Genomic DNA, 22,459 nt, shown 5'->3' on the forward strand with positions numbered 1-22,459 from the left:
GACCTCACGGGAGACGGACGTCAACGACGTCGGCAGGCGGCACCGGGCTCGCCGTCACGACCACGGACTCAGGCCGTCGACGACTCGGCCCCATCCTCTCGCGATCCGGTCCGACCAGCCGTCCGCGGTCACCGGGTTGCCCGGCAGTGCCGCCACGACCGATCGGACGAGGTCGTCCGGGGCGTCGGAGACCAGGGTGAACACCGACGCCTCGGACTGCCAGACCACCTGGGTGGGCGGCCCGGTCCTGGTCCATGCGACCGAACCGGCCATGTCCGCCCGGGTGAAACCGGCCGGGCCGTTCCCGTCCAACGAACCGCGTTGCTCGAACAGCGACACGGTCGTCAGCCCGTCCGAATAGATCATCTGCAGCACGTCGGCCCCGTCGGCCTCGCCTTCGCGGACTTCGTACAGCGACAGGCCGAACGGCAGCGCCGCCGGGCAGGTCCAGCCGGATGCGCGCATCTGGTCGTATCGCGCGTCGTCGACCGGATGCGTCCACACCGCGTCGGCGGATAGTTCGGGAGCGAGGACGGGTGTGCCCACGCTGAGCGACTGGAACGCCGCGGACTGCGCCAGGTCACCCTGGTTGTCGTACAGCTCCCGTTGCAGCACCAGACCGGTCTGCCGGTCGATCCAGAACCGCGCGGCGACCTCGGCGCTGGCCCGCTGCACGACCACGACGCTGGCGGGACGTCCGGCGACCGACCCGGGGGGGCCGGAGCCGACGCCGTAGTTGTCGGCGACCAAACCGAGCATGCGCCCGGCGTCGCCCGGTACCGCGGTGGGGCCGCCCTCGTCGGGACTGAACTGGCTGCCGACGACCTTGCCGCCCTTGCCCAGCACGGTCAGCGAGGTGCCGGTCCCCGGCGCCCGTACGACGTTGACCGAGCGGGTCGATTCGCGGCCGGCGGCGAACGCACGGACCACCGCGACACCGGAGTAGCCCACCGAGGCCGACGCGGACACCGCGCGGGTCAGCTCGGCGACCGCGGCGGGGTCGTCGGGCAGGTCGGGGCGCGGCGCCGGCACCACCGCGCCGTTCCAGGCGGTCCCGGTCCCCGCCGGCGCCGAGCCCAGCATGAGCAGGGCGGCCAGTGCGAGCACGACCGCCGCACCCGCCGCGCCAACGGCGAGTACCACCGGTCTCACGGCGTTGCCGCCCCCAGGCCCTCGGAGATACCGACCTGGCTGACCCGCAATCCCGGCGACGTCACCGGCAGGCCACCCGTCGTCGCGTCGTGCTCGGCGGCGAACCGGCCCACCGGCGGAACGACGACCGGGTCCGCCCCGCGATGGGGAACCACCAGGGCGACCCCGAGCACGCAGACCACGGCGGCGACCGCGGCGCCGCCGACCACCGAGCGGAGGTGCCGGTGCCGGCGCGGTTGGCCAGCCGACAGCGCGGGCGACCGGCGGCGGCCGGGCCGGGTGCGCTCCCCGCGTGCTGCACCGGTCGCCGTGCCGGACCGCGGTACGCCGGCCGCAGCGGCGACGCCTTGCGCAGCGCGCGGCGCGTCGCCGCCGGCGATCAGGGTCACCCGGGCGCGGCGCCACTGCGGACGCGCGAGCCGGCCCGCGCGCCGGTTGGTGCGGTACAGCCGCCCCGGCCGCGATCCGGTCGGGGTAAGTCCGGTCGGGGTGAGGGCTGCCGGGCTCGTTCCGCCGTCGACCACGGGAAGCGACTCGGTCGCGGCGTCGGCGGCCCGCACGATCCGCGGCGGCGCTTCACGCAGCCGGTCGAGCAGACCGGGCGGTGGCGGAGGGCAGTCGCGCAACGCCGCCTTGAGCTGCCGTACGGCGTCGACCTCGTCGCGACACTGCGGGCAGCGGGCCAGGTGGGCGAGCGCCCGATCCCGCTCCGCACCGCTCAGCGCACCGTCGAGCAGCCCGGAGACCCATTCCCCGAGGTGACGATCCGCGCTCACCAGGCCTGCTCTCCGGCCCGCCCCGGGGCAGCCAGCGGCTCGGTGGCCGGCAGTCGGGTGGCCGTCCGCGGCGCCCGGTGCGCCAGGTCGGCGCGCAGCTGGGCGCGACCGCGGTGGATACGCGACCGGACCGTCCCGATCTTGATGTCGAGGACGGCCGCGATCTCGTCGTACGTCAATCCCTCGACGTCGCAGAGCACGACGGCGGCCCGGAAGTCCGGCGACAGCCGGTCCAGCGCCGCCTGCACGTCGGCGTCGAAACTGCGGTCCGCATGGTGCTCGGCGGGGCTCGGTTCCCGACCACGCAGCCGGTCCGCAGCGTCATCGGGCAACGCGTCGAAGCGGATCCGGGCGCGGCGGCGTACCAGGTCGAGGAAGAGGTTGGTGGTGATCCGGTGCAGCCAGCCTTCGAAGGTGCCGGGGGTGTACTGGGACAGCGACCGGAACACCCGGACGAAGACCTCCTGGGAGAGGTCTTCGGCGTCGTGCCGGTTTCCGGTCAGCCGGTAGGCCAGGCGGTAGACCCGCGCTCCGTGCAGCGTGACGACGTCGTCCCAGCTGGGGCAGCTGTCCGCCGTCGCCTCGACCGCGGTGGACTCCAGCGACGGTGGCGCGCTCCGCTCAGCCATCCGACTCCGCCCTTCCAACCGTGGGAGCGACATCGTCGGCCGGGACTGCCGGCCGGTCGCGACGTCGGCGCTGCCAGGCAGCGTCGTCAACACCATGGTGCCTCTCCGAGGGTCGGGTGCGCCAAATTCCGGCACGGCAGGAGCGTCGGACCGAGCTGACCGCTCGGGCCGCGGACCGGGCACCTGCGGCGACGTGCGGGGCGGCCCGAGGGTTCCCCCGCCCCGGCCCCGGACGTGACCGGTCGACCGCTGATCACCGCCGCCGCCGACCACTACGCTGCCCCCCATGGCTGAGGAACCGGACCCGTTCCCGCCGCCGACCGCGGCGACCTGGGCGTACGCCGAGGGGTACGGCGGTGAGGACCACGTGGCGGCAGCAGCCCGTAGCCGGGCCGCTGCGCTGCCGGCGCCCCCGGTGTCTCCGGGTGCTGCCACGGCGCTGCGGTTGTTTGCCGCCGCCGTCAGCGCTCGCCATGTCGTGGAGATCGGGACCGGGACCGGGGTCTCCGGCCTCGCCCTGCTGGCCGGGATGGCCGCGGACGGGGTGCTGACGTCCGTCGACGTATCGGCCGAGCACCAACGAGTGGCGCGAGCGACGTTCACGGCGGCCGGCTACCCCGCCTCGCGGATCCGGCTGATCGCCGGCCGGGCGCTGGACGTGCTGCCCCGCCTTACCGACGCGGCCTACGACCTGGTCTTCGTCGACGGCGAGAAGGCCGAGTACCCGGCGTACCTGGAGCAGGCGCTCCGGCTGCTGCGGCCCGGCGGAATCGTCGTCTTCGACAACGCCCTGTGGCACGACCGGGTCGCCGACCCGGCGCAGCGTGACGCCGACACCGTCGCGTTGCGGGAGGTCGGTACGTCGCTCCGCGAGGACGAGCGGCTGGTCCCGGCGCTGCTGACCGTCGGGGACGGCCTGCTCGCCGCGGTCCTGCGTAGCTGACGGGCCTCCAGGGCCGGGGTCCTGAGCAGCTGAAGCCGCTACGCCCCGTGGGTAGCTGACGTGCGCCCCTCGGCCTTGGGTGGCTGAGGCGGACGCCGGTCAGGCTGGAGCGCCGGCCTCCAGCCAGTGCAGCAGCACCCGGGTGCCGAAGCCGGTGCCGCCCTTGGTCAACTCGTCCCGGTCGCTGTCGGCCCGCGCCGGGCCGGCGATGTCCAGGTGGGCCCACCGCGCGTCACCGACGAAACCGGCGAGGAACAGCGCCGCGGTGATCGCCCCGCCACGAACGGTCGGATCACGCACCGCGTTGACGGCGTCGGCGACCGGGGACGCGATAGCGGCGGCGTAGTCCTCGACCAGCGGCATACGCCAGAGGAACTCGCCGGACCGGTCCCCGGCGGCGGACAACTCCGCGGCGAGCCGGTCGTCGGGACTGAACAGCGCGGCGTGGCGGCGGCCCAGCGCCAGCGTGGCCGCGCCGGTCAGCGTTGCCAGGTCGACGACCAGATCCGGCCGCAGCGCGGCGATGCCGTACGCCAACGCGTCGCCGAGCACCAAGCGGCCCTCGGCGTCGGTGTTGAGGACCTCCGTCGTTCGACCGCCGTAGTGGGTGACGACGTCGCCCGGACGCATCGCCGTACCGCTGGGCAGGTTCTCCGCGCAGGCCAGCAGGGCGGTGACCTGCACGGGTACGTCGAGCGCGGCCAGCGCCGACATCGCCGCCAGCACCGCCGCCGCGCCGCCCATGTCGGTCTTCATCGGGATCATCGCTTCCGGGGGCTTCAGCGACAGGCCGCCGGAGTCGAAGGTGATGCCCTTGCCCACCAGCAGCACGTGCCGGTCCGGCGTGCCCTGCCGCGCTGCCTTGTCGTGCCGTGCTGCCTTGTCGTGCCGGGCCGCCGTGCCGTGCCGGGCCGCCGTGCCGTGCCGGGCCGCCGGCCGGTAGCGCAGCGTCACCAGCCGGGGTGGCCGGACGCTGCCGCCACCGACCGCCAGCAGGCCACCGAAACCCTCGGCGGCCAGGGCGACCTCGTCGCGGACGGTCACCGTCAGGCCGGCCGCTTCGGCCACCGCGACGGCCTGGTCGGCCAGCCAGGCCGGGGATTTCTCCCGCGACGGGGTGTTGGCCAGGTCTCGGGCCAGCCAGACCGCGTCCCCGGTCAGCAGTCCTCGGCGGGCGGCAGCTGCCGCCGCCGCGTCCCGCACGACCAGCTGGATCGTCGCGGGCTCCGCGACCTGCGGCGTACCGGGCCCGGCTGCGCCGCGCGGCAGTCCGGACTTGCGGGAGAACGAGTACCCGCCGATCACGAGGCCTTCGACGAAGGCGCGCACGGAATCGGCCGGCAGGGCGGCGGTGGCGAGGATGCGCACGATCCCGGTACGGGGCAACCGGCGGGCCACGGCAGCCCCGGCACGCCGCACCGGCTGCGGCTCGGCCGAACCGAGCCCGGCGACCAGCAGCCGATGCGGCCCGTCACGTTCCAGATCGACGACGGTGATGTCGGCTGCGGCCCCGGCCGCGTCGACCCGGGCCAGGCGCCGCGGCAGGTCGACGCCGTACTCGCGGGCCAGTTCGACGTCGGACGCAGCCGGCGAGCCGCCCTCGCGCAGCGCCAGTACGACGACCGCGGGCGCTGCCGTGCCGTCGTCGACCTCGGCTCGCGTCAGGATGTCCAGCCGTGGCCGGGCCGGCCGAGCAGGGGTCGCGGCGGCGGGCATCTGGCCTCCCGGCAATGGAGGACCCCGGCGCCGGGGCGGACGTACGAGTCCGCCGGGCACGCCGGGGTCCGGCGGATCAGGCGACGACGGCGAGCAGCTTGTCCCCCAGATCGCGCGCCTCGTCTGCGGACAACTCGACGACGAGACGGCCGCCGCCTTCGAGCGGGACGCGCATGACGTAGCCGCGTCCCTCCTTGGTCACCTCGAGCGGGCCGTCACCCGTCCGCGGCTTCATGGCGGCCATCGGCTCTCCTTCGATCGGTCCCGCGTCGACGACGCGGGCTGCGGTCATTATCGCCGACCGGCCGCTGGCTGGGTGTCGTAGGGCGACGATGTCGTGATCAATGGCCCGCTATGACCCCCACGCCGCTGGTCGGCCGTACGTCCGAGCGGGCCGTTCGCGGGATCCCAGCGCCATCCGGAGCGCGCCCCTGCGACCCCCGTCGCGCGCCGGGAATGCGCCTGAGCCGGCCGATCGCGAGCCGGCTTCCCTCAGGTCCGGCCAGTCGCGGGAAGCTCGCCGGCCGCGACCAGCTCCGCGAACGTCCGCAAGGACCGGCGGATGCCAGCCGCGACGAGGGGTCGCAGCAGCAGCCAGCAGCACCGGCCGAGCCAGCCGAGCGGCACGTCCAGCCGCTCGGTCCACACCAGCCGGGACCGGTCAGCGGCCATCGCCTGGACCTCGAAGATCCCCAGGCCGCGCACCACCCGGCCGGTATGCCGCACCTCGACCCGGTCCGGCGGCTCCCAGGCACTCACCGTCATCGTGTCGACGACGCGAAGCGGGCCACGGCCGGTGACCGCCCGCAGCACCGACCCCGGGCCGCGGCCGTCGCCGCTGATGAGTTCCACCGTCGTCGCGACCATCCAGGCGCCCTGTGACGGCCACTGCGTGAGCGCGTCGAACACCACGTGTTGGGGTGCCCGGACGGCGAGGTCGACCCGTAGCTCGGTCACTGGCCCGGTTCGTCCCGGCGTACGGCGCCGCCCGACTGTGCCTCGGACCCGGGTCCGGCCTCGTACGCAGGTGTGGCCTCGTACACAGGTGTGGCTTCGAACTCGGGTCCGGCCGCGTACGCGGGTCCGGCCTCGTGCCCAGGTCCGGCTGTCGCCTGGTCGAGGCGGGCCTGCAGGGCCGCGATACGAGCGTCGCGGGCGGACAGCTCGTCGCCCAACCGGTCCAGAACCTCGTCCACCTCGTCCATCCGGTAGCCCCGCAGCCCGATGTCGAAGCGGATCTCGTCGACGTCGACGGCTCGTGCCACAGCGGGTGTGTCGCCGGGCGCGCCATCCGCGAGGCCGGCCGAAGGCAACTCGTTGGCCGCCGGGTCGGCTGCCGCGAGGCCGGTGCCGGCCAGGTCACGCGCGACCGGGTCGCCGGCCAGCAGGTCATTGGCCGAGCGGTCGCTGGCCGGCTGGTCGCTGGCGGACAGGTCGGCAGCGGTGAGGTCGGGCACCCGGTCACGCGTGGGCTCGGGCAGTCCGTCGGGGCCACCGACGGCCAGCAGTGCCACGCCGACCACCACAGCGATCCCCACGATCACGAACAACCACGACATGGCCTGCCTCCTCCCACCCGCGAACGTCCGGTCGCGCGATCACGCTGCCCGTCGCCGCTCACTCTCGCCGCTGACCGCCGCTGGCGCCGGCTGCCCGGTCGGGTCCTGCCCGATCGCCGTCCCGGCGGCCCTCGTCGTCGCCCACCGGGCCCCGGCTCATTGGGCTGCGACGATGGTGCCACGCTGCGGCCTGGAGCCGGGCCATCCGGCGGAGGAGGACTGGTGCCGTTCCGGCTAGGCCGCCGTACTTTCGGCGACGACGAACTCGTGGTGATGGCCATCGTCAACCGCACGCCCGACTCGTTCTTCGACCGCGGCGCGTACGTCGCCGACGACGCCGCCATGGCCGCCGTCGAGGTCGCCGTCGCGGGCGGTGCGGCGATCGTCGACGTGGGCGGGGTCAAGGCAGGCCCCGGCGCCGAGGTCGACGCGGCCGAGGAGATCCGCCGTACCGCGAGTTTCGTGGCCGCGGTGAGGTCCCGCTATCCCGACCTGGTCATCAGCGTGGACACCTGGCGGGCGGCGGTCGGCGTCGCGGTCTGCGACGCCGGGGCGGACCTGCTCAACGACGCCTGGGGCGGTATCGAGCCGGAGCTGGCGGCGGTGGCGGCCCGCTACGGCGCCGGCCTGGTCTGTACCCACGCCGGCGAGCAGCAGCCACGGACCCGGCCGCACCGCGTCGCGTACGACGACGTCATGGCCGACGTCGTACGGCGGACCACGGCCGAGGCCGAGCGTGCCGTCGCCCTCGGCGTCGCCCGGGAGTCCGTCATCGTCGATCCCGGTCACGACTTCGGGAAGAACACCCGGCACTCCCTGGAGGTCACCCGCCGGCTCGGCGACCTCGTCGACACCGGCTGGCCGGTCCTGGTCTCGCTGTCCCGCAAGGACTTCGTCGGCGAGACACTCAACCTGCCCGAGCCGGCCGACCGGCTCACCGGCACGCTGGCGGCCACGGCGGTCTGCGCCTGGCTCGGCGCCCGGGTCTTCCGGGCGCACGACGTCGCCGCGACGCGTGCGGTGCTCGACATGGTCGCGTCGATCCGCGGGACGCGGGAGCCGTACCTGAGCCGTCGCGGGCTGGCCTGACCGGCGTACCGGGGCACTACCGGGCCGGCTCATGGGCGTCGTTAGCCCGGCGCTAAAAGCGTTCGTACATGGCCCGAACACCGCGGACCTGGCTTCGTCGCGGTCCGGCTGTGCACAGTGGAACGCCCGTCGCTGCCGTCGCTGGAGGACCCCGTGAGCCGCTCTCGCACGATCGCCCTCGCCGCCGCCTGGACCGCTGCCGGTGCCGTCGGCGCCACCGTGCTGACCGGCGTCGCCTTCGCCGGGGTGAATGCCGTGCAGGGCAACGGACCGGCCAACGGCGACTACGCCGCTGCCGCTGACGCCGCTCCCAGCCCGGACGCCACGTCCGGTCCGCGCCGGCCAGGCGGCGGTCCCGGGTTCGGCCTGCCGGGGCTCGGCGGCCTCGGCTTCCTCGGCGGACTGGCCGGCGTCGGCTTCCTCGGCGGACTGGCCGACGCCGGGCAGGCGCTCGATCAGGTCCGGGATCTCGCGGCAGGCGGATTGCTGCACGGCGACATCGCCGTGGCCGACAAGTCCGGCACGGCCACGACGCTGCGGCTGCAGCGCGGCAAGGCGACCGCCACCTCGGACAGCTCGATCACGGTCCGCAGCACCGACGGCTACGAGTCGACGTACGCGATCACCGGCGACACCACGGTCTACCGGGACCGCGACGAGGTGAAGGCGTCGGCGATCACCGCCGACGACACGGTCTTCGTCCTCGGCACGGTGTCCGGGGACACGGTGACCGGACGCGTGGTCGTCGCGTTGAGCCCGGAGGCCGCCGCGGCGCTGGAGCAACGGCGACAGGACTTCGCCGACAAGGTCGATGGCCTGCGCGACCGCGTCGAGAAGTGGCGCGACCACCACGGCGACGAGGGCGGCAAGGCCCCGGGCGGCAAGCCGAGCGACGTCCCCAGCACGGCACCGAGCGGTACGCCGAGTGCCACCGGCTCGGCGAGCCCGTCGGCCTCGGCGGCCTGAGCCGCGGGCAGTCGCGCCCGCGTGGCCCCGGCTGGTGGCGCCGGTCGTCTGAGCGGCTAGTGGCGCCGGTCGTCTGAACTGACGATGATGCGGGCGACCTCAGCCGGGTCGTCGGTCACGCTGAACAGGTCCAATTCGCCCGGGCGGATCTTTCCGGCGGCGGCCATGGTGCCCGACAGCCAGTCGACCAGACCACGCCAGTAGTCCGACCCGACCAGGATCACCGGGAACGACGTCACCTTCCGGTTCTGCACCAAGGTGAGCGCCTCGAACAACTCGTCCAGGGTGCCGAACCCGCCGGGCAGCACGACGAAGCCCTGGGCGTACTTGACGAACATGGTCTTGCGGGCGAAGAAGTAGCGGAAGTTGATTCCGATGTCGACCCACTCGTTGAGGCCCTGCTCGAACGGCAATTCGATGCCGAGCCCGACCGACAGGCCGCCGGCGGCGACCGCCCCGTGGTTGGCCGCCTCCATGATCCCGGGCCCCCCGCCGGTGATCACCGCGTAGCCGGCGTCGGCCAGGTGCCAGGCCACCTCGCGCGCCAGCGCGTAGTCCGCGTCGCCGGGCGACGTACGAGCGCTGCCGAACACGCTGACGGCCGGACCGAGGTTGGCCAGGGCCCCGAAGCCCTCGACGAATTCCGCCTGGATGCGCAGCACCCGCCACGGGTCGGTGTGCACCCAGTCGCCCGGACCGCGGGTGTCCAGCAGCCGCTGGTCGGTGGTCGACGTCTGGATCTGGCCGCGCCGCAGCGTGACCGGGCCGCGCTGCCGCTCCGGCGGGGGACCCGAGGGGTCGGGATCGGGGTCGTCGCCGTACCAGGTCGCGGGCACGGGCTCACGCTAGCCGCCGTTGTCGCTGCCCGCCCGGCCCGTTCCGCTGGGCCGTGGGCCCGTGGGGTGGGCGACGCCCAAGGCGGGATTTCGCGACGACTTGCGCCGTGAATCGTTTCGTGTTCAACTACTCAGGTGGTTGACGCTTTGACTATCCCCGATTCAACGAGATCGGGGCCGGTCCCGGCACCACGCCTGACGCCCTGACCACCCACCGCCTTGCCTCACCGATCGAGGAGCTGTCATGACCGACCTCAGCCAGTACACCGGCACCTGGACCATCGATCCGACCCACACCACCCTCGGCTTCGCCGCCCGCCACGCCCTGGTCACCAAGGTGCGTGGTTCGTTCCAGTCGTTCGCCGGGACGCTGGTCCTCGACGGCGCGGACCCGGCTGCTTCGACCGCCGAGGTCACGATCGACGCTGTCTCGATCACCACCGGCAACGCCGACCGCGACGCCCACCTGCGGTCCGGTGACTTCTTCGACGCCGAGCACTACCCGACGATCAGCTTCCGCTCGACCGGCGTACGGCAGCGCGGCGACGACTTCGTCCTGGTCGGCGACCTGACCATCAAGGACGTGACCCGGCCGGTGGAACTGGCCGTCGAACTCGGTGGCGTGCTGCCGCTCGACCCGTTCGGCAACGTCCGCGCGGGCTTCGAGGCGACCGCGGAGATCTCCCGCAGCGACTTCGGGCTGACCTGGAACCTCGCGCTGGAGACCGGTGGCCTGCTGCTGGGCGACAAAATCCGCCTCCAGCTCGACGTCGCCGCGACCCGGGTGAGCGAGCCGGCCGTCCAGCCGGTCTGAGTCACCGGCTGGCTCGCCCGCAGTCGGCTGCGGCCGTCAGCCGGCGAGCCAGCCGAGCAGCCGCTGCTCACATTCGCGCAGCTGCGCGATAGCGACCCGCTCGTCGGCGGCGTGCGCCAGCGCCGGGTCGCCCGGCCCGTAGTTCACCGCCGGCACGCCCAACTCGGCGAACAGCGCGACGTCGGTCCAGCCCAGCTTCGCGCTCGGCGGCGATCCCACCGCGGCGACGAAATCCGCGACCGTGGGGTCGCTGAGGCCGGGCAGCGCCCCACCGGCCAGGTCGACCACTTCGACGTCGTATCCGGCGAAGACGTCGCGGACGTGATCGGCGGCCCAGCCAGCCGGCCGGGAGGGTACGAAGCGGTAGTTCACCGTCACCACAGCCTCGTCCGGGACCACGTTGCCGGCGACCCCGCCGCGGATACCCACCGCGTTGAGACCCTCCCGGTACTCCAGGCCGTCGATCATCACCCGCGCCGGCTGGTACTCCGCCAGCCGGCGCAGCACGTCACCGGCCGCGTGGATCGCGTTCTCCCCCAACCAGGAACGAGCGCTGTGCGCGCGCTTGCCGCGTGTCGTGACCTGGGCGCGCAGCGTCCCCTGGCAGCCGGCTTCGACCCGGGCGTCGCTCGGTTCCAGCAGGATGGCGAAGTCCGCAGCCAGCCACTGCGGTTGGTGCGTGGCCAGCCGCCGCAGGCCATTGCGGTCCGCCGCGACCTCTTCGCAGTCGTAGAAGACGTACGTCACGTCACGCGCCGGGGTCCGCAGTTCGTGGGCGCACCGCAACGCAACGGCGACGCCACCCTTCATGTCGCAGGAACCCAGGCCCGCCAGCTCGCCCGCCTCGACGCGGTGCGGCAGGTTGCCGGCTGCAGGGACGGTGTCCAGGTGGCCACCGAGGACCACCCGTTGCGGGCGGCCCAGGTCGGTGCTGGCCACCACCGCGTTGCCGTCGCGCCGGACCGTCAGATGCGGCAGTTCCCGCAGCGCGGCCGCCACCGCGTCGGCCAGCACCGCCTCCTGCCCGGATTCGCTCGGGATGTCCACCAGGGCGGCTGTCAGGGCCACCACGTCGCCGGAGATGTCGATCACTGCTGCTCCGGGCACGTCCCTACAGTAGGCCGGGTGACTGCCGCGACTCCTGCTGCCCTGACCCCGGTGACCGGCCCTGCCAGCGGGTTGGGTCTCGCGACCTTCTGCGACGACCAGTTGCTGGACGTCTGGTACCCGGCGCCGTCATTGGGCAGCGAGCCGGTCGACGTCGCCGACATCGCCTCGGCCATCGACAGCGACCCGATCCGCGGCGTCCGGGTGCAGACCGTGACCACCACGATCGCCGACCTGCAGGCCGATCCGGTCGATGCGGCCGACGTCTACCTCCGGCTGCATCTGCTCTCCCACCGGCTGGTCCGGCCGCGCACGATCAGCCTGGCCGGGGTGTTCGGCCTGCTGGCGAACGTCGCGTGGACGTCGCTGGGCCCGGTCGCGCTGGACCGCCTCGACGACGTACGGATCCGGGCCCGCACGAAGGGCCGGCCGCTCACCGTGCTCAGCGTGGACAAGTTCCCGCGCATGCTGGACTACGTCGTACCGACCGGTGTCCGGGTGGCCGACGCCGACCGGGTGCGGCTCGGCGCCCACCTGGCTGCCGGCACCACCGTCATGCACGAGGGCTTCGTCAACTACAACGCCGGCACCCTCGGATCGTCGATGGTCGAAGGCCGGATCTCCGCGGGCGTGGTCGTCGGGGACGGCAGCGACATCGGCGGCGGCGCATCGATCATGGGCACGCTGTCCGGCGGCGGGACAGAGGTGGTCACGATCGGCCAGCGGTGCCTGGTCGGCGCGAACGCCGGCATCGGCATCTCGCTGGGCGACGATTGCGTGGTCGAAGCCGGGTGCTACATCACCGCCGGCGCGAAACTCACGCTTCCCGACGGCACGGTGGTCAAGGCCAGCCAGCTGTCCGGCCGCGACGGCGTGCTGTTCCGCCGCCACTCGGTCACCGGTGCGCTGCAAGCGGTTCCGGCCGGTCAGGTGTGGTCGGGGTTGAACGCGGACCTGCACGCCAACGCCTGACCGTACGCCGGGAGGCCGGCGTACGGTCAGCGGCAGTGGCGCCGGCGTACGGCCTAGCGCTGCGCCAGCGGCACGTAGTCGCGCTCGGGCTCACCGGTGTAGACCTGCCGCGGCCGACCGATCTTCGTGGTCGGGTCCTCGATCATCTCCCGCCACTGCGCGATCCACCCCGGCAGCCGGCCGAGCGCGAACAACACCGTGAACATCCGGGTGGGGAAGCCCAGCGCCTTGTAGATCAGGCCGGTGTAGAAGTCGACGTTGGGGTACAGCTGCCGGGAGATGAAGAAGTCGTCGGCGAGCGCGACCTCTTCCAGCCGTAGCGCGATGTCCAGCAGCGGGTCGTTCACCGACAGCTTCTCGAACACGTCGTGGGCGCTCTGCTTCACGATTGCCGCGCGCGGGTCGTAGTTCTTGTAGACGCGGTGGCCGAAGCCCATGAGCTTCACGCCTTCTTCGCGATCCTTGACCTGCCGGATGAACGTGTTGACCCCGCCGCCGGACGCGTGAATCGTCTCCAGCATCTCCAGGACGGCCTGGTTCGCCCCACCGTGCAGCGGCCCGAAAAGGGCGTTGATGCCGGCCGAGACCGAGGCGAACAGGTTCGCATGCGACGAGCCGACGAGGCGGACCGTCGAGGTCGAACAGTTCTGTTCGTGGTCGGCGTGCAGGATGAACAACTGGTCGAGCGCGTCGACCACGACCGGGTCGAGCTCGTACGGCTCGGCGGGGACGCCGAAGGTCATCCGCAGGAAGTTCTCGGCGAAGCCGAGTGAGTTGTCCGGGTAGAGGTACGGCTGGCCGACCGACTTCTTGTACGCGTAGGCGGCGATCGTCGGCACCTTGGCCAGCAGGCGGATCGTCGAGATCTCCACCTGCGCCGGGTCGAACGGGTCCAGCGAGTCCTGGTAGAAGGTCGACAGCGCACTGACCGCGCTGGACAGCACCGGCATCGGGTGCGCGTCGCGGGGGAAACCATCGAAGAACTGCTTGAGTTCCTCGTGCAGCATGGTGTGCCGGGTGATCGACTCGGTGAACGAGGCCAGCTCCGCCTCGGTCGGCAGCGCGCCGTAGATCAACAGGTACGCCGTCTCCAGGAACGTCGAACCCTTCGCCAACTGCTCGATCGGGTACCCGCGGTAGCGCAGGATCCCCTTGTCGCCGTCGATGAAAGTGATGGCGGACTTGCAGGACGCGGTGTTGAGGAAACCGGTATCCAACGCCACGTGGCCGGTCACCTTGAGCAGGCTCGACACGTCGAGCCCCGGGTCGCCGACAGTCGCGGGAACCTCTGCGAGATCCAACGAGCCGCCGGGGTGCTGCAGGGATACCTCGGGCACGGACGCTCCCTCTCCTCGGCTCGTGGCCGGTGCGGTGTGACGGTGGTGTGGCAACGCTAGCGACGCCGATTGCCCGCTGACCGCCGGGGGCGGCGATCACGCCACCAGCAGCGCCCGGTGAAGCACCTCACCCGGCCCGCAGCCGCCCCGCCGCGGCGGCGACCCGCTCGTCGGTGGCCGTCAGGGCCACCCGGACATGACTGCTACCGCCCGCGCCGTAGAAGTCGCCCGGCGCGACGAGGATGCCGCGGCGCGCCAGCCAGGCCACGGTGTCCCGGCAGGGCTCACCCCGCGTCGCCCACAGGTACAGCCCGGCCGCGCTGTGATCGATGCGGAAACCCGCCCCGCGCAGCGCGTCCAGCAGCTGCTGCCGGCGCTGCCGGTACCGGCCACGCTGGACCTCGACGTGCTCGTCGTCGCGCAACGCTGCCGCCGCGGCCGCCTGCACCGGGCCCGGCACGATCATGCCGAGGTGCTTTCGCACCTCGAGCAGGTCGGCGACCACGGCCGGGTCGCCGGTGACGAAGCCGGCTCGGTAGCCGGCCAGATTGCTGCGCTTGGACAGCGAATGCACGGCCAGCAGGCCGGCGTGCGAGCCCTGGCACACCTCGGGGTTCAGCACCGAGACCGGCGTGGCGTCCCAGCCGAGTTCGACGTAGCACTCGTCGCTGACCACGACCGCCCCGACCGAGCGGGCCCACGCGACGAGCCGGCCCAGCTCGGCCGCCGAGGCGACCCGGCCGGTCGGGTTGGCCGGGGAGTTCACCCAGACCAGCCGTACGCCGGCCGCCGTGGGCACCTCGCCGTCGGCCACCGGCACCGGCGTGGCCCCGGCGACCCGGGCACCCACGTCGTACGTCGGGTAGGCCAGGGCGGGAAAGGCGACCGCGTCCCCGCGGCCCAGGCCCAGCAGCGTGGGCAGCCAGCCGACGAGTTCCTTCGTCCCGATCACCGGCAGCACCGCGGTCGGGTCCACGGTCACCCCGAGCGCCCGGCGCAGCCAGTCGGCGGCGGCGGCCCGCAGCGCCGGCGTGCCATGCGTCGCGGGGTAGCCCGGCGAATCCGCAGCACCGCGCAGCGCTTCCTGCACGACCGTCGGCGTCGGGTCGACCGGCGTACCGACGGACAGGTCGACGATGCCGTCCGGGTGAGCCTGCGCGATCGCGGTCGCTGCGGCGAGGGAATCCCAGGGGAAGGCCGGCAGCGCCCTGGTGAGCGGCGAGGTCAGTGCTCGTGCTCCTGCGGGGGGACGCTTTCCAGCAGGGCCGCGTCGCTGTCGATCAGACCGAGCTTGCTGGCACCGCCCGGCGAACCCAACTCGTTGAAGAACTCCGCGTTGGCCGCGGTGTAGTCACGCCACTGCTCCGGGACGTCGTCCTCGTAGAAGATCGCCTCGACCGGGCACACCGGCTCGCACGCGCCGCAGTCCACGCACTCGTCGGGATGGATGTACAGCATCCGAGCGCCCTCGTAGATGCAGTCGACCGGGCACTCCTCGATACAGGCCTTGTCCTTGAGGTCGACACACGGCTGCGCGATGACGTACGTCACCTGGCTCCTCCCACATCACACCCGACCCCGGCGGCGGCTCCCCCGACCGGTCGGCGCCTAGTATCGCGACAGCGAGCCGGCCAGACCACAAGGGGTGCACCTGTGGAGCGGACGAGTCGGGGGCCGGTGGCCGTCCTTGCTGTCCGCATCTGCCCGGCCGACGTCGGCCGCCGCGTGACAGTGCGGCATCGGTGTGAACCCGGCAGGCCGACACTGACCGACGTGGTCGGCGAACTCGAATCGTGGTCGGCGACAACCGGAGACCTCGTCATCCGCCGCCGCACCGGGACCCGGGCACGGATCAGCACGGCCGATCTCGTGGCTGCCCGCGTCGTCGCGCCCGAGCGCAGCGCGCTGCAGGTGCAGGCCGCCATCGATGCCGCGCCCCACCGCGCCGTGCGGGAAACCCTCGGCGACTGGGTACTGCGCGCTGCGGTCGAGTCGGCGGCGGCCGGTGACCTGTGGGCCTGTTCCGCGCGGGCCGATGGGGACCCCGGTGTCCCGCTGGACGACGCGCTCGACCGGGTCGACGCCTTCTACGACAGCCGGGACCTACCGCCTGTGCTGCAACTGGTCTCGCCGACCCTGCGGGAGGCGGACCTGGCGGCACGCGGCTGGCTGGTGCAGCAGCGCTCGCTCGTCCTGGTCGGCCGGCGCGGCGACCGGTGGGAATGGTCGACAGCCGCGCTGGCCGACCACGCGGCGATCGCGCGGGCCCGCGACGCCGGGCTGACCCCCCACCACGAGGTCGAGCATCGCGCGCGGCCGGTGGCGGGCCTGCCGCGGTGAGCGCGCTGTCACGGGCCCGCTTCGCCGAAGCGGTACGGCGCCAGCCGGATCACCTCGACGAAGCCCTGCTGCTGTTGGCCGCCGAGACACACCCGGAGCCGCTGGACGAGCCCGGGCTGCACTCCTGGCTCGAACGCGGCCGGGCCGCCCTCGACGAGCTGGCAGCCGCGGTACCCGAGGCAGGCCGGCCCGACGAACGGCTGCGCGCCGTGCTCGGCTCGTTCGGCGGGTCGGCGCTGGACTACCAGCGCCTGGACGCCTCGCTGCTGCCGGCGGTGCTGGAGTCCCGCCGGGGGCTGCCGATCCTGCTGTCGACGGTCTGGACCGAGGTGGCGCGGCGCGCGGGCATCGCGGCGTACGGCGTCGGCCTGCCCGGCCATTTCGTCGTCGGCGTCGGCGACCCAGATGCCGACCGGGTGCTGGTCGACCCGTTCGACGGTGGCCGGTTGCTGCCGTACGACCGGGCCCGCCGGTACGCCGACGAGGCGGGCGTGACGCTGCGCGCGCACCACCTGCGGCCGCACGATCCGGTCGCCACGGTGGCGCGCGTACTGGGGAATATCGTCGCGTGGGCTGCCACACCCGACCGGGTGCGCACCCGGCTATGGGCCTTGGATCTCACGCTGCTGCTGCCCCACCACGACCTGGCCGTGCGCGGCCGTCGCGGCGAGACGCTGGTGACGCTCGGCCGGTGGGCAGAAGGCGCCGCCGAACTGCACGCCTACGCCGAGGTAGTGGCCGATCGCTGGCCGCTGGAGGCTGAACGCGTACGACGGATCGCGCGGGAGGCCCACGCCCGGCTCAACTAGCCAGCGCGGCTCAACAGGCAGCGCGGCTCAACGGGCTGCGCGGCTCGGTTGGGCGAGCGTGCCGGAAGCCCGCCGCTACAGCTCAGTTCCGTCGGCCGAATGCACAGAAGTGCCCATCGTCATCCGTCAGGCTGGACTGAGTTGTTCCGTCATACGGGACGGCCTTTCTGCCATCCGGACAACCGTGGCATGGTCCTCACGTGGGGACTCCGGTCGGCTGGGGACGTCGCAACCCCGGGACGACGGCCGTCCTGGGTGGCCGCCGCGCCTGGTGCATGCTCGCGCTCGGCATGGCGGCCCAGACCGCCGGGACCGTCGTCGTCATGGCACCGGCGTTCCTGATTCCGACGCTGCACATCGAGTCCGGGCTCAGCCTGGCGGCGGCCGGCCTGCTTGCCAGCACGCCGACGCTCGGCATGGTGACCACGCTGGTCGCCTGGGGCGCCCTCACCGACCGGGTCGGGGAACGCGGGGTCATCACCGGCGGCCTCGTCCTCACCGCCGTCGTCGCTGCCACGGCAGCGGCGGCAGCGAACATCGGCGTCGTCGCCCTCGGCCTGGCCTTCCTGTTGTGCGGGATGGCCGCCGCCAGCAGCAATGCAGCGAGCGGGCGCGTGGTCATCGGCTGGTTTCCTCGGGACCGCCGCGGCCTCGCCATGGGTATCCGGCAGGTGGCCCCGTTGCTCGGCACCGCGCTGGCCGCGGTGACCATTCCCGGCCTCGCCTCCCGCAACGGCGTCGCCGCCGCCTTGCTGCTGACCGCCGCGATCGCGGCCGGCGTCGCGGTGGTCTGCGGGCTCGGCCTGGTCGACCCACCCAGGGCGGCGGCCGCCGATGGTTCGGTCGCCCAGCCGAATCCTTACCGCGCCAACCGATTCCTGCTACGCGTCCACACCGCCTCGGTCCTGCTGGTCTTCTCGCAATTCACGGTCTCGACGTTCGGTCTGGTCTGGTTGATCAGCGGCATCGGCTGGGAGCCGGTGGCAGCGGGTCTGGTCATCGCGGCGTCCCAGGTGGTCGGAGCCGCCGGCCGCATCGCGATCGGTGCGATCAGCGATCGGATCGGCAGCCGGGTGCGGCTCCTCCGCTGGACGACTGCCGCCGCCAGCGTGGTGATGCTGGCGCTGGCCATTGTCGACGCCACCGGCGGACGGCTGGCCGGCGTGGCCCTCGTCGTAGCGGCGACCGCGACGGTCGCCGGCAACGGCCTCGCCTTCACTGCCGTGGCCGAAGCGGCCGGCCCGGCCTGGGCCGGTCGGGCTTTGGGCATCCAGAACACCGGGCAAGCCGTCGCGGCCACCGCGGTCGGCCCGCTCGTCGGGGCGGCGATCGGCGTCCTGGGATATCCGCTGGCCTTCGCCACCGTCGCGCTGTTCCCCGCGTTGGCCGTCGGGGTCGTGCCCGGATACGAACAACACGCCTGACCGAGGTGGCCGCCGGCCGGCCACGGCGTTGCTACGCCGACGGCGACGGTGCCGGCACCGGGGTAACGCCGGTCGCGCCGGGACTCGGCGACGCCGTCGGATCCGGCGGGGCGTTCTTGTCCGGCTTCTCCCCGCAGATCACCGTCGGCGAGGGTGCGTACTTGGTCGTGATCGGCTCGCGCTGAACCACCGCACCGCCGCGCACGAACACCCGGTCGACGACGATGGTGAAACCCTCGACACCGCCCTGCGCCATGCAGTCCGGGGCCTGGCTGTACACCTTCTTGAACGGCACGACAGAGGTCCGCGGTCCCGACACCGCCTCGATGCGGTCGTAGGACTTCGTCCCCCACAACGTCACGGTCACCGACGTGTTGGTGATCGACGCCTGGATGAACACGGCGGTCGGGGAGTTGTTGCGCCACTGCATGTCGAAGCTGCCCCACGCCACCGTCGCCTCCAGGCCGGGGCGGTAGCGAGAGATCCAGATCGAGTGCGCCTGCACGTTGACCCGTTCCATACCGGCGTAGAACGCCGCGGTCCAGTTGGCGGTCGTCGCGGTGGATACCCCGCCACCGAGGTCCTCCCGGAAGATGCCGCCCTCGCCGATCACGAAGCCCTCGGTGTATCCGTTGGCGACGGTGCGTTCCTTGATCGTGTCGTTCATCGAGTAGACCGCGCCGGGCATGACCAGGGTGCCGTCCATGTACTGCGCGGCCTGCCCGATGTTCTTCACCCGGTAGGCGGCGTACGGGAAGTTCTGGGTGAAGCTCGACAGCTTCTCCTTGACCCCCAAGGTCTTCGCGACCTCGGTGGACAGCGCGGGTTCACGAGTGGTCACGGCCACCGTCGCGGTCCTCGGTGCCGGCTGCGGCAGCACGGTCAGCACCGCCGCGGCGAGGTCGGCGTCGGCGACCCCCTTGCCGACCTTGGACGGCACGACCTGCGGTTTGCCCTTCACGATGGTGAAGGTCGCCTCGTTGCCACCGGTCTCCACGCCGGCGAGGTCCCCGGCGATCGCGGCGTGCAGCGCCGAGCCGTCGAGTTCGGGAACCAGCGCACCGTCGCGGACCACGAACGACAACGCGGCGGCAAGCTGCGCCGGGCTCAGGGTCGCCGTCGCGGTATCGGCCCGCACCGTGACCGGAGCCGCCAGGGCGGGCCGCGCCACCTGCTCGACCACCTGCTGCGCCGCGGTCGCGGACACCGCCGGTGCCAGGTCGGTGACCGGGAGCCTCACCGGCCCCGACCGGCTGGCCAGGAAGGCACGGCGTACCGCGGCTGCCGCGGCGTCGCGGTCGAGCGCCCGGCCGGGCTTGCCCTTGGTCAGCTTCGGCGTGGCGCCGGTGACCGCCAGGGTCGGCTCGACCGGCTTCACGTCCACCCCGTCGGCGACCTGGTCGATCTGGGTCCGCAACGCCGCGTCGTCGGTGACGACGACCGGGTCGACGGACACGGTGCCGAGCAGGTGGCGGGCCAGGCTCCACGGGTTCCACCGGGAATCCGCGGAGGCGTCGACGGTCGCCGCGGCATCGAAGGTGAGACCGGCATCGCCGGGCGAGAGGTCGAGGCTGGTGTCCGCGGCATCCACCGTGATCGGCCGCGCCGCGGTGGCTCCCACGGTCGAGGTGAGCGTGGCGATCGCCTGCTCCCGGCTCTGGCCGCCGATGTCGACCCCGAGCACGCTCGTCCCCCGCGGTACGCCGGACGAGGACAGGGCGACGGCCACCAGGTAGAGCGCCGCCAGGCCGGCCACGACCGCCCCGGCGACGACGAGGACGGTACGGCGACGGTCGCGGCGGGGCAGGTCGGACTGCTGCGACGACGGCGGGGCGGCGGGCAGGCTCACGCAGGCGTCGTCCTATCGATGCGGGGAAGCAGGGCGACCGCGGCGGGCCCTCAGTCCTCCCCCGCGGCGTGCCCATGGTACGGGCCCGCAGCGGACGCACCGGTCATCCGGCGGCGTCGGCGTCGCGGCCTCCCGTCGCGGCCCGCGGCGCGGAGTCGCGCAGGTCCACCGCCTGCGGGGCGGCACGCTCGGCGACCGCGCCCGTGGCCGCGGTCAGGATGTCGGTGATCTCCGAGCCGATCAGTTCGTGCCGTTCGAGCAGGGCGTCGCGCAGGGCCGCGACGACAGACCGGTTCTCGCTCAGCAGCATGCGGACGGCAGTCCGTTGTTCCTGCAGCAACCGCTCGACGCGGTCCCGGCCGGCGGCGTCGGCCAGCACCCGGCCGACGAGGTTCGTGTCGGACAGCCCGCTGTTCTGGACCGCGGAGTAGCTGACCAGGGTGTCGGTCATCCCGGCGGCGCCGACCATCTGCGCGGCCACGTTCGTCGCATACAGCAGGTCGCCGGCCGGCCCGGTCGAGATGTCACCGAAGAACAGCTCCTCGGCGACCTGGCCGCCCATCGCGATCTTGATCAGGCCCTCGAGCTCGGCACGCGAGCGGGTGTAGACGTCCTCGACGTCGCCGTGCGCGAGCATGCCCAGCGCGTCGCGGCGTTTGATGATGGTCAGCACCTCGAGCCGGCGGTGCGGCGCGACCAGATGGGCGACCGTCGCGTGGCCGGCCTCGTGTGTGGCGATCAGCCGCGCCTCGTGGTCGGTGTAGGCCACCGGCTGCCCGATGCCGACCTCCTCGACCAGGCGGGCGCGCTCGATGTCGACCCGCGACATCGCCGTCCTGCCGTCGCGCAGCGCATGGACCAGCGCCTCGTCCAGCAGGTGTTCGATCATCACCGGGGTGTAGGCCTGGGTCACCGCGGCGACCTGGTCGCGTACGTCGCCGGAATCCAGCTCCGGTTCGTGGGCTTTGCGGGCCAGGAAGTGGTCGATCAACGCCCGGCGGCCGGCCTTGGTCGGCGCGTCGAAGCTCAGCCGCCGGTCGAACCGGCCCGGCCGCAGCAGCGCCGGGTCCAGCGAGTCCGCGCGGTTGGTCGCGGCGATGAGCAGCACGTTCGTCGGCACGGACGCCGGACGCGCGAGCTGCCGGTGCGCCGGCAGGAAGAGGTTGGCCTGGTCGGTGAGCCAGCCACGGAAGCGTTGCGCGCCGGTCGGCTGGTCGAACGACTGCATCTGCACCAGTAGTTCGTTGACCACCCCGCCCACGCCCTCGCTGACGACCCGGTTGACGACCGTGTTGCCGGACGCAGCGGCGTACGACGCCGGCAGGCCCGTCAGACCACCGCAGTGCAGCGCCACGGCCGACCGGTGCGCCGCGTTCGGATCGGCGTACGCCGTCGCCGGCATCCCGCCGCGGGTGGCCGCGATCGCGTCGATCTCCTCGATGAACCCGATGGCTCCGCCCTCTTGCCGCGCTGCCTTGCGCAGCGCCTTGAAGTAGGACCGGATCTTGCGGGCGGTCGCGCCGTAGTACATCGACTGGAAGGACGTGCCGGAGACGAACAGGAACGGCACGCCGGCCTCGCGTGCCATCGCCTTGGCGAGGTGGGTCTTGCCGGTCCCAGGGGGCCCTTCGAACAGGATGCCGCGGCGAGGCGTGCCGCCCATGTGCGTGGCGAATGCCTTGTGCGCCAGGAACAGATTGAGGGAACGGATCACCTCGTCCTTGACCGGGTCGATGCCGACGACGTCGTCGAGGGTCGTGGTGATCTGGTCGGGACGGAAGGCGACGTGCGGCGAACGACCGGCGCCGACCGTCGTGGCCACCAGCAGCCCGATCAGCACGACGAAGAACAGCAGCGGCGCGAGCACGAGCGGATCGAGCGTGGGCCACGTGAGGTTGGTGATGTCCAGCGGGTCACCGGCGCCGACCCGGATCCACAGGTATACCGCCGGAACCAGCAGGATCGCCGCCAGCCGCAGCAACCGGCCGCGGCGGCGGCGCTCGCGGGTCGCCCCGACGTCGCCGGCCCCCGCGCCGATACGTCCGACGCCGACGTCGTCCAGCAGCGCCGCGCTGTGGTTGTCCACGGCCATGGGCCCTCCCGCCTCCGCGCCACCAGCCATGCGGTGACGTCGCCGCAGC

At 73.0% G+C, this 22,459-nt stretch carries 22 protein-coding genes; 8 read left to right on the top strand and 14 right to left on the bottom strand.

Features of this window, described 5'->3' with window-relative positions:
• Window positions 1–54 precede the first annotated feature (54 nt).
• The 3 genes from EPO13_10815 to sigE are packed head-to-tail and all read right to left on the bottom strand — an operon-like array spanning window position 55 to window position 2,590.
• Window positions 55–1,152, bottom strand: a complete 1,098-nt coding sequence (locus EPO13_10815; protein TAK68589.1) for a hypothetical protein — start codon at window positions 1,150–1,152, stop codon at window positions 55–57.
• On the bottom strand, window positions 1,149–1,928 hold the full coding sequence (locus tag EPO13_10820) for a hypothetical protein (GenBank protein ID TAK68590.1): 780 nt from the start codon (window positions 1,926–1,928) through the stop codon (window positions 1,149–1,151). Before EPO13_10820 ends, EPO13_10815 begins: the two co-directional genes overlap by 4 nt.
• On the bottom strand, window positions 1,925–2,590 hold the full coding sequence (sigE, locus tag EPO13_10825; GenBank protein ID TAK68706.1) for an RNA polymerase sigma factor SigE: 666 nt from the start codon (window positions 2,588–2,590) through the stop codon (window positions 1,925–1,927). The genes EPO13_10820 and sigE overlap by 4 nt, the downstream gene beginning before the upstream one ends.
• Before the next feature lie 253 nt (window positions 2,591–2,843).
• Between sigE and EPO13_10830 the strand changes: the two genes are divergently transcribed.
• A complete protein-coding gene (locus tag EPO13_10830; GenBank protein TAK68591.1) occupies window positions 2,844–3,500 on the top strand; it encodes an O-methyltransferase in 657 nt (218 codons plus the stop codon).
• A 99-nt stretch (window positions 3,501–3,599) separates the two neighbouring features.
• Here EPO13_10830 and EPO13_10835 read toward each other — a convergent pair whose 3' ends face one another.
• The 4 genes from EPO13_10835 to EPO13_10850 form a co-directional block, all read right to left on the bottom strand.
• Window positions 3,600–5,216 (bottom strand): leucyl aminopeptidase family protein, encoded by a 1,617-nt coding sequence (locus EPO13_10835; protein ID TAK68592.1) that lies wholly within the window; start codon window positions 5,214–5,216, stop codon window positions 3,600–3,602.
• A 76-nt stretch (window positions 5,217–5,292) separates the two neighbouring features.
• Window positions 5,293–5,460: a DUF3117 domain-containing protein gene (locus tag EPO13_10840; protein TAK68593.1), complete on the bottom strand. Its 168-nt coding sequence runs from the start codon at window positions 5,458–5,460 to the stop codon at window positions 5,293–5,295.
• 248 nt (window positions 5,461–5,708) lie between these two features.
• Entirely contained in the window at window positions 5,709–6,173 is a 465-nt protein-coding gene (locus EPO13_10845; protein ID TAK68594.1) for an SRPBCC family protein, read from the bottom strand.
• Window positions 6,170–6,775 carry a DivIVA domain-containing protein gene (locus EPO13_10850; protein TAK68595.1) on the bottom strand — a complete coding sequence of 202 codons (606 nt, stop codon included), beginning with the start codon at window positions 6,773–6,775 and terminating at the stop codon, window positions 6,170–6,172. Before EPO13_10850 ends, EPO13_10845 begins: the two co-directional genes overlap by 4 nt.
• A gap of 273 nt (window positions 6,776–7,048) precedes the next feature.
• Between EPO13_10850 and folP the strand changes: the two genes are divergently transcribed.
• Window positions 7,049–7,864, top strand: a complete 816-nt coding sequence (gene folP, locus EPO13_10855; protein TAK68707.1) for a dihydropteroate synthase — start codon at window positions 7,049–7,051, stop codon at window positions 7,862–7,864.
• 153 nt (window positions 7,865–8,017) lie between these two features.
• Window positions 8,018–8,830, top strand: coding sequence for a hypothetical protein (locus tag EPO13_10860; GenBank protein TAK68596.1), 813 nt, complete (start codon window positions 8,018–8,020; stop codon window positions 8,828–8,830).
• A gap of 56 nt (window positions 8,831–8,886) precedes the next feature.
• Here EPO13_10860 and EPO13_10865 read toward each other — a convergent pair whose 3' ends face one another.
• Window positions 8,887–9,585: a TIGR00730 family Rossman fold protein gene (locus tag EPO13_10865; GenBank protein TAK68708.1), complete on the bottom strand. Its 699-nt coding sequence runs from the start codon at window positions 9,583–9,585 to the stop codon at window positions 8,887–8,889.
• Window positions 9,586–9,910: 325 nt separating this feature from the next.
• Here EPO13_10865 and EPO13_10870 point away from each other — a divergent pair, with 325 nt between their 5' ends.
• On the top strand, window positions 9,911–10,480 hold the full coding sequence (locus EPO13_10870; protein TAK68597.1) for a polyisoprenoid-binding protein: 570 nt from the start codon (window positions 9,911–9,913) through the stop codon (window positions 10,478–10,480).
• Between the two features lie 36 nt (window positions 10,481–10,516).
• On the opposite strand, the gene EPO13_10875 is transcribed toward EPO13_10870, so the two are convergent.
• A complete protein-coding gene (locus EPO13_10875; protein ID TAK68709.1) occupies window positions 10,517–11,572 on the bottom strand; it encodes a succinyl-diaminopimelate desuccinylase in 1,056 nt (351 codons plus the stop codon).
• A gap of 66 nt (window positions 11,573–11,638) precedes the next feature.
• On the opposite strand from EPO13_10875, the gene dapD reads away from it, so the two are divergent.
• Complete coding sequence (gene dapD / locus EPO13_10880; GenBank protein TAK68710.1) at window positions 11,639–12,559, top strand: 2,3,4,5-tetrahydropyridine-2,6-dicarboxylate N-succinyltransferase; 921 nt, start codon at window positions 11,639–11,641, stop codon at window positions 12,557–12,559.
• Window positions 12,560–12,612: 53 nt separating this feature from the next.
• Here the strand turns inward: dapD and EPO13_10885 are convergent, their stop codons facing one another.
• The 3 genes from EPO13_10885 to EPO13_10895 all read right to left on the bottom strand — a co-directional run bounded on the left by EPO13_10885 (window position 12,613) and on the right by EPO13_10895 (window position 15,447).
• Window positions 12,613–13,896, bottom strand: a complete 1,284-nt coding sequence (locus EPO13_10885) for a citrate synthase (protein ID TAK68598.1) — start codon at window positions 13,894–13,896, stop codon at window positions 12,613–12,615.
• Between the two features lie 127 nt (window positions 13,897–14,023).
• Window positions 14,024–15,100 carry a succinyldiaminopimelate transaminase gene (locus EPO13_10890; protein TAK68599.1) on the bottom strand — a complete coding sequence of 359 codons (1,077 nt, stop codon included), beginning with the start codon at window positions 15,098–15,100 and terminating at the stop codon, window positions 14,024–14,026.
• A gap of 20 nt (window positions 15,101–15,120) precedes the next feature.
• Window positions 15,121–15,447 carry a ferredoxin family protein gene (locus EPO13_10895; protein ID TAK68600.1) on the bottom strand — a complete coding sequence of 109 codons (327 nt, stop codon included), beginning with the start codon at window positions 15,445–15,447 and terminating at the stop codon, window positions 15,121–15,123.
• A 222-nt stretch (window positions 15,448–15,669) separates the two neighbouring features.
• On the opposite strand from EPO13_10895, the gene EPO13_10900 reads away from it, so the two are divergent.
• The 3 genes from EPO13_10900 (at window position 15,670) to EPO13_10910 (ending at window position 18,469) form a co-directional block, all read left to right on the top strand.
• Complete coding sequence (locus tag EPO13_10900) at window positions 15,670–16,236, top strand: hypothetical protein (GenBank protein TAK68601.1); 567 nt, start codon at window positions 15,670–15,672, stop codon at window positions 16,234–16,236.
• A complete protein-coding gene (locus tag EPO13_10905; protein ID TAK68602.1) occupies window positions 16,119–17,045 on the top strand; it encodes a hypothetical protein in 927 nt (308 codons plus the stop codon). Before EPO13_10900 ends, EPO13_10905 begins: the two co-directional genes overlap by 118 nt.
• A gap of 275 nt (window positions 17,046–17,320) precedes the next feature.
• Window positions 17,321–18,469: an MFS transporter gene (locus EPO13_10910; protein ID TAK68711.1), complete on the top strand. Its 1,149-nt coding sequence runs from the start codon at window positions 17,321–17,323 to the stop codon at window positions 18,467–18,469.
• Between the two features lie 31 nt (window positions 18,470–18,500).
• On the opposite strand, the gene EPO13_10915 is transcribed toward EPO13_10910, so the two are convergent.
• Entirely contained in the window at window positions 18,501–20,318 is a 1,818-nt protein-coding gene (locus EPO13_10915; protein ID TAK68603.1) for a vanomycin resistance protein VanB, read from the bottom strand.
• A gap of 103 nt (window positions 20,319–20,421) precedes the next feature.
• Window positions 20,422–22,410, bottom strand: coding sequence for an AAA family ATPase (locus EPO13_10920; protein ID TAK68604.1), 1,989 nt, complete (start codon window positions 22,408–22,410; stop codon window positions 20,422–20,424).
• Window positions 22,411–22,459 lie beyond the last annotated feature (49 nt).

The organism is Actinomycetota bacterium, from assembly GCA_004297305.1.
Classification (GTDB): Bacteria; Actinomycetota; Actinomycetes; order S36-B12; family FW305-bin1; genus FW305-bin1.